This window comes from Candidatus Benthicola sp. (assembly GCF_058719085.1).
In genome coordinates, this window is sequence record NZ_JBZQEK010000053.1 from 1 (window position 1) to 13015 (window position 13015).

10 protein-coding genes and 1 pseudogene are annotated in these 13015 nt (G+C 68.1%); 6 read left to right on the forward strand and 5 right to left on the reverse strand.

The features are described from left to right. Both AC36XV_RS03820 and AC36XV_RS03825 read right to left on the reverse strand, forming a co-directional pair. Positions 1-1984: pseudogene (locus tag AC36XV_RS03820) on the reverse strand (hypothetical protein); the annotation flags it as partial. 245 nt (positions 1985-2229) lie between these two features. Further along, positions 2230-2526 carry a hypothetical protein gene (locus AC36XV_RS03825; RefSeq protein ID WP_492202350.1) on the reverse strand — a complete coding sequence of 99 codons (297 nt, stop codon included), beginning with the start codon at positions 2524-2526 and terminating at the stop codon, positions 2230-2232. Between the two features lie 242 nt (positions 2527-2768). Here AC36XV_RS03825 and AC36XV_RS03830 point away from each other — a divergent pair, with 242 nt between their 5' ends. Continuing rightward, positions 2769-4850 carry a thioredoxin domain-containing protein gene (locus AC36XV_RS03830; RefSeq protein ID WP_492202351.1) on the forward strand — a complete coding sequence of 694 codons (2082 nt, stop codon included), beginning with the start codon at positions 2769-2771 and terminating at the stop codon, positions 4848-4850. A 6-nt stretch (positions 4851-4856) separates the two neighbouring features. Here the strand turns inward: AC36XV_RS03830 and AC36XV_RS03835 are convergent, their stop codons facing one another. Then, positions 4857-5600 (reverse strand): dodecin family protein, encoded by a 744-nt coding sequence (locus AC36XV_RS03835; protein WP_492202352.1) that lies wholly within the window; start codon positions 5598-5600, stop codon positions 4857-4859. Between the two features lie 184 nt (positions 5601-5784). On the opposite strand from AC36XV_RS03835, the gene AC36XV_RS03840 reads away from it, so the two are divergent. Then, positions 5785-6687, forward strand: coding sequence for a pseudouridine-5'-phosphate glycosidase (locus AC36XV_RS03840; protein ID WP_492202353.1), 903 nt, complete (start codon positions 5785-5787; stop codon positions 6685-6687). Positions 6688-6696: 9 nt separating this feature from the next. Here the strand turns inward: AC36XV_RS03840 and AC36XV_RS03845 are convergent, their stop codons facing one another. Next, a complete protein-coding gene (locus AC36XV_RS03845; RefSeq protein WP_492202354.1) occupies positions 6697-6984 on the reverse strand; it encodes a hypothetical protein in 288 nt (95 codons plus the stop codon). A gap of 540 nt (positions 6985-7524) precedes the next feature. Here AC36XV_RS03845 and AC36XV_RS03850 point away from each other — a divergent pair. Next, the gene (locus tag AC36XV_RS03850) at positions 7525-8478 is read left to right on the forward strand and encodes a MerR family transcriptional regulator (RefSeq protein WP_492202355.1); all 954 of its coding nucleotides are present in this window, start codon (positions 7525-7527) and stop codon (positions 8476-8478) included. Between the two features lie 23 nt (positions 8479-8501). On the opposite strand, the gene AC36XV_RS03855 is transcribed toward AC36XV_RS03850, so the two are convergent. After that, positions 8502-9971, reverse strand: coding sequence for a deoxyribodipyrimidine photolyase (locus AC36XV_RS03855; RefSeq protein WP_492202356.1), 1470 nt, complete (start codon positions 9969-9971; stop codon positions 8502-8504). A 227-nt stretch (positions 9972-10198) separates the two neighbouring features. Here AC36XV_RS03855 and AC36XV_RS03860 point away from each other — a divergent pair, with 227 nt between their 5' ends. From AC36XV_RS03860 to AC36XV_RS03870, 3 genes are all read left to right on the forward strand, one after another. Then, positions 10199-10711 (forward strand): fasciclin domain-containing protein, encoded by a 513-nt coding sequence (locus tag AC36XV_RS03860; RefSeq protein ID WP_492202357.1) that lies wholly within the window; start codon positions 10199-10201, stop codon positions 10709-10711. 156 nt (positions 10712-10867) lie between these two features. Further along, positions 10868-11611, forward strand: coding sequence for an SDR family NAD(P)-dependent oxidoreductase (locus AC36XV_RS03865; RefSeq protein ID WP_492202358.1), 744 nt, complete (start codon positions 10868-10870; stop codon positions 11609-11611). After that, on the forward strand, positions 11604-13015 hold a 1412-nt coding region (locus AC36XV_RS03870; RefSeq protein ID WP_492202359.1), incomplete at its 3' end, for an SDR family oxidoreductase. The genes AC36XV_RS03865 and AC36XV_RS03870, both read left to right, overlap by 8 nt.

The window sequence follows — 13015 nt, forward strand, 5'->3', positions numbered from 1 at the left end:
CCTCGAGGGTGGCCTGGAGCTCGGCTGCCTGGCGTTCGGCTTCCTCTTCCGCCGCCTTGCGAGCCGCCTCGAGCTCCGCGGCCCGGCGTTCCGCTTCCTCTTCCGCCGCCCTGCGAGCCGCCTCCGCGGCTTCGAGGGTGGCCTGGAGCTCGGCCGCCTGGCGCTCGGCTTCCTCTTCCGCCTGACGACGCGCGGCCTCCAGCTCCGCGGCACGTCTCGCGGCCTCCTCTTCGGCGTCTTCCCGGTTCGCCTGTGCCTTCGCCAGCGTGGCTTCCAGCTCCCGGGCCCGCTTCGCGGCCAGTTCCTCCGCCTCCCGACGAGCGGCGTCGAGCTCGGCTGCCTTCCGTGCCGCTTCCCGTTCGGCGGTCTCCCGGGCCTCCTCCGCCGCGGCGAGCGTGGCCTCCAGCTCCCGGGCGTGGCGCTCCGCCTCCTCCTCCACGGCCAGCCGCGACGCCTCGAGCTCGGCCGCCCGTCTCGCGGCTTCCTCTTCCGCCTCTCTGCGGGCAAGCTCGGCGGCCTCGAGAGTCGCCTCGAGCTCCGCGGCCCGGCGCTCGGCTTCCTGCTCGGCGCGCTCGCGGTCCTGCTGCACCTGCTCGATGCGGCGCAGAGCCTCCTCTTCCGCGGCGATGCGAGCCGCCTCTTCCGACTTGCGGCGTTCCACCTCGAGCTCGGCGGCTTCCCGCGCAGATTTCGCCTCGGCGGCATGGCGCTCCGCCTCTTCCTCGGCGGCTTTCCGACGGGCTTCCTGCTCCGCCACCCGGCGGGCGGCATCCGCCTCGGTCGCCCGAAGGGCTTCCTCCAGCTCCGTCGCCCGTCGCTCCGCTTCCGCTGCCGCCGTCCGCAAGTGCTCGAGGTCGGAAACGAGACGGTTCGCCTCTTCTTCCGCCTCGCGGGCGGCCGCCTCGGCCTCTCGCGCCGCGTCTTCCGCCTGGCGTTTTTCGGCCTCCGCCTCGCGGGCCGCGGCCTCTCGCCTCTCGGCTTCCGCCTGTTCCTCCGCTTCGCGCTCCTTCTGTCTCTCGAGCTCGGCGGAACGCTGCGCCGCCTCCTCCGCCGCCACGCGGGCGGCTTCGAGCTCTGCCGCCCGCTTCGCGGCTTCGGCTTCGGCCCGGCTTGCCGCTTCCTCCGCCTTCCTGCGCTGCTGCCCGAGCTCCGCGGCGGTGCGCGCGGCAGCCGCGACGATCGAGCGGCGGGCGATCTCTTCGGCGAGGGGTCCCGAGAAGCCGTCCCGCACATCGAGTCGCCTTCGGCCCTTCGCCTTCTTCTCGGCCTCCACCCGGGCCAGGTCGGCGTCGGAACGGGTCTCCCTTACGACTTCGACCTCGGTGCGGACGTTCGTCCAGTCGAGCACCGTCCGGAACTCTCCGCTGCCGAGGGCCCGGGTCGCGACCACTTCGTGGAAGGGAAGGGCAGCGGATGGTTCGAGACCTGACGAGGTCCGCCGGAAAAACCCGCCCCGGGGCTCTCCGACGTCCGTGATCAGGATCGCACTGTGCCAGGGCTCGCCGAAATACTTCTCGTGCGTCCTGAACTCGGCCTCGGTGAGGCACGGATCGCCGGCATCACGAAGGAAGTACCACCCGACGAGGTTTCCACGGAGCCGGCCGCCGCCCACGCGAAGCTGCTCCCATGCCTCCGCGGGAATCAGGTCGTGCGGATCGTCGGACAGCCCGACCGAAGCCTGGCAGGTTCCGCTGATCAGAACGTACCGTCGACCGGTGTCGAGGTCCTCGCACAGGTCTCCCGCCAGGAGGCCGAACGGCCGGGCCGCGGCGTCAGGGTCACGGACGTGGTCGAGCAGCTCCCGCAGCGCGGACTGCGAGATGAAGATGTCGTACAGCGGATCGGGCCCGGCCACGGCGTCGATGGGCTCCCAACGGATGCTCCTCGGCCGTGGGCTGGGCACCGAGATGTGGACGCGCTCCGCCCCTGCGCCGCTGACGCCGTCGGCCGTATCCGGACGCGGAGTGTGATCCTCGTTCTTCACCCTGTGGAGCCTTTCCTGGTGACCTGCGGCACCGGTGTTCCTCGCAGCCCGGTGTCGTATCTGTCCGCGCACGCTAGCAGCAAGTGCCGTTCCAAGCGTCCCGGCGAGCTGAGGTCACCGAAACGAGGCATAACTCTGCGGCGTATGGGGCCAGACGCTCCCGCAGATCACGGGTCGAGACGAAAAAAGGGTGCGTGTGGGACGAACTTTGGCGAAACGCGGCAGCCGGATCGACGCGCGGTGGATCATGCGGCGTTACGTCGCGCTTCCTCGGTGATGAGCACGTCGACGAGGCGCCCGATGGCCCGGGCCGGTCTGTCGAGTCCCGGCTCATCGCGGTGGAGCTCCTCGATGCGCTCGAAGATCATCTGGGCCACGGCCAGCTCCAGGTAGGGAATCGACCGTGCGTGCGCTTCGAAATCCTCGATGTCGTCGTCGCGGGCGGCCTCGAGCAGGTGCAGCACGCAGGAAGGCAACGAGCCCTGTCCCTTCTCGAGGGCTCCCGTCCAGTAGGTCATCCAGTCGTAGAACGCGACCTGCATGTTTCCTCCTGCGCTGGTGTCAGGGTCGTGGCTCGCAAGAGACGCTCCGTGGATCGAAGGTGCGCGGGAGGCCCCTGTCGGCGCGGCGTTCATGGACCCTCCATGGGCCTCGATCGCTTCACTTCCGGAAGGGGATCACCGCAAACCGGCCGTGACTCTTGCAATTCCCCGCGATGCGGTGGCGACGAAGGAAGACGGAATTCGAGATTGCCGCCCTTCGCCCGGACGCGTAGGGTGCTCCCATGGCCAACCGTCTCGCGGGGGAAAAGAGCCCCTATCTGTTGCAGCACGCGGAGAATCCGGTCGACTGGTATCCGTGGGGGGAGGAGGCCTTCGCCGCGGCGCGGGAGCTGGATCGTCCCGTCTTCCTGTCCATCGGTTACGCCACCTGCCACTGGTGCCACGTGATGGAGCGGGAGTCCTTCGAAGATCCCGAGGTGGCCCGGCTGATGAACGACGCGTTCGTCAACGTGAAGGTGGATCGCGAAGAGCGCCCGGACATCGACGGCATCTACATGACGGTGGCGCAGATGACCACCGGGCGCGGCGGGTGGCCGCTCACGATCGTGATGACTCCCGACCGCCTTCCCTTTCTCGCCGCGACCTATATCCCGCGGGAGAACCGCCACGGCCGTCTCGGCATGCTCAGCCTGATCCCGAGGATTCGGAGCGCCTGGGAGGCGGATCGCGCGGCCCTGCTGGAATCCGGGGCTTCGATTCGACGCCACCTCGAGGCGGTGGCGAACACGGATTTCAGCGGGAGGTCACTCGGCGCGGACACGCTCCGTCAGGGCTTCCAGGAGCTGGCGGCGCAGTACGATCGACAGTTCGGAGGCTTCGGCGACGCACCGAAGTTCCCGGTGCCGCACCGACTTCTCTTTCTGCTGCGGCACTGGAATCGGACGGGGATCGAGGGCGCCCTTGAGATGGTCGATCACACGCTCGATGCGCTTCGCGACGGGGGCGTGTTCGATCAACTGGGACTGGGCTTCCACCGCTACTCGACCGATCGCCGCTGGCTGCTGCCGCACTTCGAGAAGATGCTCTACGACCAGGCCACGCTGATGCTGGCGTACGCGGAGGCGTTCGAAGCCACCGGATCGCCGGGGCGGGCCTCCGTGGTCGGCGAGATCGCCTCGTACGTGCTTCGGGACCTGCGGTCGCCGGAGGGGGCCTTCTACTCCGCCGAAGATGCGGACTCCGAGGGGGAAGAGGGCCGCTTCTACGTGTGGTCGAGGGACGAGGTTCGGGAGGTCCTCGGAGCGGAGGACGCGGAGCTCGTGTTCGCCGCCTGGGGGCTCGCGGCGGAGGGCAACTACCGGGATGAGGCGACGGGCGAGTCGACGGGCCTGAACGTGCTGCGACGGGCGGTTACCGGGGATGCGCTGGCCGCGGATCTCCATCAGGAGCGGGAGGAGGTGTGCGAGCGCCTGGAGCGAGCTCGCACTCTTCTGTTGGAGCGCCGCTCCTCGCGCGAGCGGCCTCTGCTGGATGACAAGGTGCTCACGGACTGGAACGGCCTGATGATCGCGGCCCTGGCCAGGGCCGGCCGCGTGACGGACGAGCCGGATCTGGTGGCCGCGGCTCGTGAGGCGGCCGATTTCCTGCACCGGACGATGTGGCGCCGGGAGGCGCTTCTGCACCGGTACCGGGCCGGCGAGTCGGCGCTCGACGGGAACCTCGACGACTACGCTTTTCTCGGCTGGGGCGAGCTCGAGCTCTATCGGTCGACCTTCGATCCGGTTCACCTGGAGCGGGCGGTTCGCCTCACGGATGCGATGCTGGAGAGGTTCGCCGACCCGGCTCGAGGGGGTTTCTACTTCAGTCCGGAGGGGCGATCCGATCTGATCGTCCGTCGGAAGGAAGTGCAGGATGGGGCGACTCCATCGGGGAACTCGGTGGCCCTGCTCAACCTCCTCCGGCTGGCCCGACTCACCGGCCGGGCGGACTACGAGAAGGCCGCTGCCGACACATCGGCCGCGTTCTCCCGGCAGATCGCGGCGCAACCGTCGGCGTTCACCTTCTTTCTGACGGCGCTCGACCTCGCGGTCGGACCTTCCGAGGAGCTGGTCATCGTGGGCGAGCTCGGAGAGAGCGATACCCGCGCGCTCCTCGAGGTCGCGTCCGAAGGATTCCACCCGCGACGCAGCCTCCTTCTCAGGCCGCCGGGCGAGGCGGGTCGATCGATCGTCCGGCTTGCGCCCTATACCCGGGACTTCGACCTGCTGGACGGCCGCGCGTCCGCGTGGCTGTGCAGGGACTTCGCCTGCGAGATGCCCGTCTCGAACCCGGATGACCTTCGCGCCCTGATGGACGAAGGGTGATCGATCTCAGTCGCGGTCCAGCACCGCCCGCAGCTTCACGTGCCAGGAGGCGACGCCTCCGTTCGACACGTCCGCTTCGAGCCCCGCAATCTCGATCCGCTTCAGCCCGGGCAGCACCGTGGTGGCCTCTCGCAGTGCGTCGGTCACGGCCGCCTCGATGGACTCCTCCGAGGATCCTTCGATCTCGAGCTTGATCTCCTGGGAAGCCACCAGGATGTCGTCGGAGGACACCACGGAGGACAGGTAGCGCTGGCGTGCCTTGCGCCGGCCGGCATCCATCGCTTTCCTGGCCGTCTCCACGTCGATGTCCAGGTCACTCCGGATGCGCTTCAGGAACTCCTCCTCCTCCGGGTCCAGTCGATGATCGGAGAGGACTTCGTCCACGGCGGCACCGTACACCGCACAGGCCACCTCCTCGTGCACCTCCGAAGCGGCATCCGCGGACAGAGACAGGATGTCCCTGAGGTGGGCCAGGTCCTCGACTTCCTCGTCGCTGAGCGCGCGGTCGATGAGGCAGAACTCCAGGTAGCGTCGGTACAGATCTCTGAAGGACGACTGCAGACGTGACAGCTCCAGCCCGTGCGAGGCGGCGATGCTTTCCACGGCCTCGGCGGAAATGCTCGAGAGCTCGGACGACCCGGCGAGCAGGGCTTCGATCTCCCTCGCCGCGGCTCCTCGTGCTCGCCGACCGAGGAGCCGGCTGCCCAGCCCTCCCCGTGTCTGCGGATCTGTATCGAACGGTCCTGTCATGCTCTTCCTCCCCGGCGACGGTCGTGACGGTATGCGGATGCAGGGAACGCATGAGAATGTCCCGCGGTCGCCGTCCCGGCAATCGGTCGGCCCCGGCGTCGTGACACGAGGGTCGGACGGGTACATTTCCAAAGGTCGATATGGCCGCCTCTGACCGTTCTTCGTCCATCGAAGGGGAGTGGGAGTGGAGAGATACTTCGACGTGCGCGTAGAAGTGGCGACCGCCATCGCTACCGGGCGTCCGGTCGTCGCCCTCGAATCCACCGTGTACGCGCACGGGCTTCCGGAACCCGAGAGCCTGCGTGCCGCATCGGCGCTCGAGGCGGCGATCCGGGAGGAGGGCGCCATTCCGGCGACTCTGGGCATCGTCGGCGGCCGCGTGGTTCTCGGGCTCACGACGAAGGAGCTCGAAGCGCTGACGCGGAATCCCGACACGGTCAAGGTCAGCCTTCGTGACATCGCCCCCGTTCTCGCGGGTGGCCGCCGCGGCGCGACCACGGTGGCCGCGACCGCTGCCCTGGCAAGCGAGGCGGGCATCCGGGTGATGGCCACCGGAGGCATCGGTGGCGTCCACAGGGGGGGACAAGAGAGCCTGGACATCTCGGCGGACCTGCGGGCACTGGCCACACACCCGATTGCGGTGGTTTGCTCGGGCGCCAAGGCCGTGCTCGACCTGCCGCGAACCCTGGAGGCGCTGGAGACGCTCGGTGTACCGGTCATCGGATACCGGACCCGCGAGTTTCCCGCATTCTACGCGGCTTCGAGCGGTTTGCGGCTCGAGCATACGGCGGACGAGCCGGGCGAGATCGCCAGCATCATCGGCGCTCAGAGGGCTGTCGGACGGCGAGAGGGGGTTCTCGTCGTGCAGCCGCCGCCACCTGATGCGGCGGTGGACGGCGACACGATGGACGTCTGGATCGAGAGAGCCCTCCGGGAGGCGTCGGATGCGGGCGTCGCAGGCAAGGAGGTCACGCCCTTCCTGCTCGACCGGATCGCGTCGGCCAGCGGTGGGCGCGCTTTGCGAGCCAACCTGGCGCTGCTCGAGGCCAACGCGCGTCTCGCGGCCCGGATCGCGCGGCACTTCTGACGGGGCGCTTCAGACCAGCAGGTCGGAGAGGATCTGCGCGCGGGAATCGAGATCTCGGATCGCCGCGGTCAGGGTATCGGCCGCGTCGTGGTCGTCACCGAGACGAAGCGCATCGCGGGCGACCCTGAGGAGTGCGATGAGGCAGTGCACCCCGGAGATGCTCAGCGCGGCGACCGCCTCGGACCCGAGGGTCGCGAAGCGAGGTTGGAGTCCCCGCGCCGTCCGCGTCTCGAGCAGGTAGCGACGGCGGAGTCCCCAGATCGTCCGTTTCTCTTCGGCTGCCAGTTTCGCGCTCATCCTCATCTCGACGATGGACGAACCGGACGCGACGATCGTCACATCCGGGACCGTTCCGGCATCGGTTGGGGCGCGTTCGGGAGTCTCCGCAAGGCCCGGGCCAGCTACCGCGATGGGTACCTGCCCAGGCGGGCGAGCGCGAGCAGTTCGGCCTGCTGGGCCCGGCGGGAGGGCGTCCGCGGCTTCTCCGTAGTCCCGGAAGCCGGAGCTATGGCTCTCTTCACCCACTCCTGAATCCGTTCCAACCACCTGCGTACGCGAAACATTTCTATCGCTCCAGAATCTGTTGCTGATCCGTGACTGCATCACCGTTCATCGAGTCATGCGCAGGAGACGTGCTCAGCCGGACACGCTGCACCGTACGGGAATCGCCCCGACCGGGTTTCGAGAGCCGGGCGGACGGTCGGCGTCAAACTAATGTCAAAGTCACGGCCTTGACGATACAGTCGAAGTGTTTCAAGTTGGCGTCAACACGAATTGTTCAGCAGGTGTCCAGATGTGCGACTGGCCGCGCCGCCGGGGAGAGATAGATTGAACGTCATGAGCGAGCATACCCATACCGAAAAGCGACACCCCATCCAGGTGGTATCGCGCCGAACGGGACTGTCCGCGGACGTGCTACGCGTCTGGGAGAAGCGATACGAGGTCGTCAGTCCGGGGCGGTCGAGCGGAGGTCATCGTCTGTACTCCGATGAGGACGTGGAACTCCTCGGCCTGCTGAACCGCGCGGTTTCCGCCGGTCGCAGGATCGGCCGGGTGGCCGAGCTTCCCCTCGGCGAGCTGAAAGAGCTGGTTCGAGAAGATGAGGAAGCGGCGGTGCACCGGCACCGGGAGATCGAACAGGTGCTGTCGTCGGCTCCCGAGGTGCATCTATCCGCTTGCCTGGACGCGGTCGAGAAATCCGACGCTCCCCGCCTCGAGAAGGCACTGATGCGGGCCGCCGTCGCATTGTCCGCCCCGATGCTGATCGAGGAAGTGCTCGGACCCCTCCTCGCCGGAATCGGCGAACGGTGGCAGCACGGCAACATGAGCCCGGGGCAGGAGCACCTGGCCACGGCCGTGATCCGGCGGGTCCTCGAATCGCTGACCAGCTCCGCGATGCCGGGACCGGACGCCCCCGGCATCGTCATCGCGACTCCGGCCGGCCAGGTGCACGAGTTCGGCGCCCTGTTCGTCGCCGCGGCCGCGGCGACACAGGGATGGCGCGTCACCTATCTGGGCACCAACCTGCCGGCCGCCGACATCGCCGACCTCGCCAGGAACACCTCCGCTTCGGCCATCGCCGTCAGCCTCGTGTACCCGGAGGACGATCCCGAGATGGAGGGCGAGCTGAGCCGCCTGCGTGCGGCCGCGGGGCCGACCTTTCCGATCCTGGTAGGAGGTCGGGCGGCCTCTTCGTACCGGGAGGCGGTGGAAGCGATCGACGGCCGGACGGTGGAAGACCTGGGTCAGCTGTACGCCACGCTCGAGGCGATCGCGGCGCGCGACGACTGATCCCGGGAGCCGGCCGGACCGGCCTACTCGCCGTATCGTTCGAGATACTCGCTCATCCGGAGCTTCCTGACCGTATTTGCGGAGGTCATGTAGCGGATCTTGCCGTAGATCGGCCGCTCCGGGCCCCACGGGCGGTCGTATCGGCCCAGGCACCAGTATATTCCCGAATAGGAGTTCGGGTCGCGTCCGTCCACCGCCCACCGGTTGTTGAGCTGTATCATCACTTCGGCTGCCTTCCGGGGCGTTTCCGACCACTCGAAGATCTTCTTGCCCCACAGCATCCGCAGGTAGTTGTGGATCACGCCCTCACGTAGCAGCTGTCGCTGCGCCGCGTTCCAGACCTCATCGTGGGTCTCCGCCGCTTCGAACCGGGCCAGCTCGTACACATGCTCCCGAGGGTCGCCCGCGTGCTCCTCCAGCGTCTCCCGGGCCCACTCGGGAAGGGAGTCGTACTCCCGGTGATCCGGCCGGTTGGCGGCCATGTTGAAACCGAGCTCGCGCCAGGTCACCAGCTCGTCGAGGAAGGCCTCGGCGCCCTCGCTCATTCCCCACCACCCGGTCCGCTTGCCGTTCGCCGAACGATCGTCGAATGACGCTGTCCAGTCCTCGCCGTCGGCGATCGCCTCGAGCACGGCGTGCACCGACAGATGACCGAAATGCAGGTACGGAGACAGACCGCTGGATACATCATCGTCCGGGTGGTTCCGCTCCTCCGCGTACCGGGGCAGGCGATCGCGAAGGAAATCCTCCATGTGCCGGACAGCGGCTCGACTGCCTCCCTCGAGCTCGACCTCGCCGACCGAGTGGTCGAGCGGAAGATCGTCCAGGTCCAGGGACCCGTCCGAGAGCTCCGCCGCCGCGGACGGCCAGCGGTCGAGCACGTCGGACGCGAGTTCGGGAGCCTCCGAGGACTTAAGGGACTTCAGCGGATCGCCGAGAGGCCGAGCCTCCAGGAACTCCGGAAGCGTCTTCTGCAGATACCGGCGGAACGTGTATGCGGTCGGATAGTCCTTGCCGGTGGCCCGCATGGGAGCGAGGCCGTTCGAGTCCACGGCCTCGAGCCGCACATCGAGCTTCTCTGCCGCCTTTTCGAGCATCCGCGGCAGGAAGAAGGTCGGATAGTCGTCCGCCACCACGACACGGGCACGCTCCGCAAGGGTCTCCAGGAGCCCGCGGCCTTCGCCTTTCGCACGCTCGACGTACGGATACGCCTTCACGCCGGCGTGACGGCTGAGCACCTCATGGTTGTCACGCATGCCATCCAGGATGAACCGATGCAGCCGGTCGCTCGCCCACTCGTAGTCGCAGCGCAGGGCTTCGAGGACCACCAGCCCGCAGCCGAGCTCCGATGCCCACTCGGCGGCCCTCTCGAGGCTGAAGTTGTGTTCCGTGCGTCGCTGGCTCGTCATCCAGTACAGGACGTAGGCGCCTTCCGGGCGCGGGGCGGAGTCTCGCAGGGCGCGCACGCGGGTCTCGGGTACTCGACTGTCCATCGATCTTCCTGACTTCACAGGGTTTGTGTCATGTTTGGCTTTTGTCTAACCTATGAGACTGGACAAACACTTGACAAGAGGTGCACGGTCGTACAGATTGACGGTCGTGGGGTAGACAACCCCGGTCGCCTGCGGGCGACCTGAACATAGATCGACGGCCCGTCGGCGATGGTGCTGGCGGGCCACTCCAACGAAGTGTCGGCCCTGAAACCCGAGGAGACAAGCCAATGTTCTCGAAGAATCTGATGACCCTGGGCGCCGTGGCGGCCCTGCTGATCACTGCCGGTCCCGCGTCCGCGCAGATGTCGATGGATCGACCGGTGCCCGCCGACGACATCGTCGCCGTGGCGGCCGGAGCCGGCTCGTTCAATACGCTGCTCGCGGCTGCGAAGGCGGCCGGACTCGTCGAGGCCCTGCAGAGCGAGGGTCCGCTGACCGTGTTCGCGCCGACGGACGAGGCGTTCGCTGCGCTGCCGGAGGGAACCGTCGAGACGCTCCTGAAGCCGGAGAACAAGAAGAAGCTGCAGGCCGTGCTGCTCTACCACGTGGTCGAGGGCGAGGTCACCTCCGATGAGGTGGTGAAGCTCACGTCGGCGAAGAGCCTGCAGGGTGAGCTGATCGACATCAAGGTCAAAGACGGCACCGTGTACGTGGACGAGGCACGGGTGATCCAGGCTGACGTTCAGGCCAGCAACGGTGTCATCCACGTGATCGACGCGGTGATTCTACCGCCCATGTAGTTCGAAACATGCTTCGATTGGAGGAGGGGGCCCGCGAACGCGCCTCCTCCTCCGGCTGGCGAAAGGCCACAGGGAGGTCCCCGCCGTGAGGCGCCGGGCCTCGCCTGCTTGATGGAATCCTGTCACACCGGTAAAGGCTGCGGAGAGGAGAGAGCGATGAGCGACAGATCCGTGATCGTCGTGCTGGGCGCGACGGGGGGGATCGGGTCGGCTGTCACGCGGAGGCTGACGAGCGACGGATGTGAGGTGCTGGCCGTGGCTCGTGACGCCGACCGTCTGGCGTCGCTGGCTGCCGAAACGGGGGCCGAGACGCTCAGCCTGGACGCCACGCGCTTCGACGAGGTCGAGGCCGCGACGGAGCGTGCGAAGGGGCTGTGGGGCCGGGTCGATGGCTTCGCCAACTGCGTCGGATCGGTTCTCCTCAGGCCGGCACACATGACCTCGGAGTCCGCCTACCGGGATGTGATCGCACGCAACCTCGACACGGCGTTCGCGACGGTACGGGCAGGCGGGAAGGCGCTCGACGGGGGCGGGTCCATCGTTCTCGTCAGCAGCGCGGTCGTTCGATCCGGGTTGCCGAACCACGAAGCCATCGCCGCCGCCAAGGGCGGGATCGAAGGTCTCGTGAGGTCGGCGGCCGCCACCTATGCCGCGGCCGGCATACGCGTCAATGCCGTGGCTCCGGGTCTCGTGCGCACCCCGCTTACCGAGCGCATCACCTCCAACGAGCGGGCCGCCGAGTCGTCCAGGGCTCTGCATGCGCTCGGCCGCCTCGGCACACCGGAGGACATCGCCTCCGCCATCACGTGGCTGCTGTCTCCCGAGCAAGGGTGGCTCACCGGGCAGATCATCGGCGTGGATGGCGGGCTCGGCAGCGTCCGGACGATGCCCCGTGGCTGAACGAACCGGGGTCACGCTGCTCACCGGGGCGACCGGCTACGTCGGGGGACGGCTGCGTGAGGCCCTCGAGTCGTCCGGCGTGCCGTTGCGCTGTCTGGCCCGACGCCCCCACCTGCTCCGGCCGCGGGTGCAGGACGATACGGAGGTGGTCGAGGGCGACGTGCTCGACGCCGAGTCTCTGCGCCGGGCCATGGACGGCGTGGATACGGCCTACTACATGGTGCACTCGATGGGGGACGACGGTGACTTCGAGGAGCTCGAGCGCCGGGGCGCCCACACGTTCGCGGAGGCGGCGCAGGCGGCCGGGGTTCGGCGGATCATCTACCTCGGCGGCCTCGGCTCCGGAGATGATCTGTCCGCGCACCTCGAGAGCCGGCAGGTCGTGGGCCGGATTCTCCGCGAATCGGGAGTACCGACCCTCGAATTCAGGGCCTCCATCATCATCGGCTCCGGCAGTCTCTCCTTCGAGATGATTCGGGCCCTGGTCGAGAAGCTGCCCTTCATGGTGACCCCGGGCTGGGTACGCGTGCCGGCTCAGCCGATCGCGATCGAGGACGTGATCGACTATCTGGTCGAGGCCCGCACGGCCCCGATCGAGGGGAGTCGAGTGTTCGAGATCGGGGGTGCGGACGTCGTGAGCTACCGAGAGATCATGCGCGAGTACGCGAGGCAACGGGGTCTGCGACGCCTGATGATCCCGGTTCCGGTCCTGACGCCGGCCCTCTCGAGCCTGTGGCTGGGCCTGGTGACCCCGCTCTACGCGCGCGTCGGACGAAAGCTCATCGAGGGGGTTCGAAACCCGACCGTCGTGGCCGATCCGTCGGCCTCCGAGGAATTCCGGGTACGACCGAGGGGCATCTCGGAGTCCATCCGTCGAGCACTGGCGAACGAAGATCGTGAATTCGCGGCGACCCGGTGGTCGGACGCCGCGTTGAACAATCACCGTCCCGCAAAGCGTGGGCTCCAGTACGGTCGCCGGTTGGTGGATTCGCGCTCCGCCCGGGTCGATGCGCCCGTCGAACGGACCTTCGAGCCCCTGCGTCGGATCGGAGGCAGCGTGGGCTGGTACTCCGGCGACGTCCTGTGGCGAATACGGGGATTCCTGGATCGGCTGGTGGGAGGGCCCGGACTGCGTCGCGGGCGCAGGGACCCGGTCGACCTGAGGCCGGGTGACGCCCTCGACTTCTGGCGGGTGGAGGCCTTCGAGCCGCCGCGCCTGCTCCGACTGCGAGCCGAGATGCGGCTCCCGGGTCGCGCCTGGCTCCAGTTCGAGGTGGAGAGCGCTCCGGACGGGAGCTCAGTCCTCACGCAGACGGCGGTGTTCGATCCGGCCGGCCTGTTCGGACGCCTCTACTGGTACGCACTGCTGCCAATTCACACGGTGATGTTCGGAAGCATGCTCCG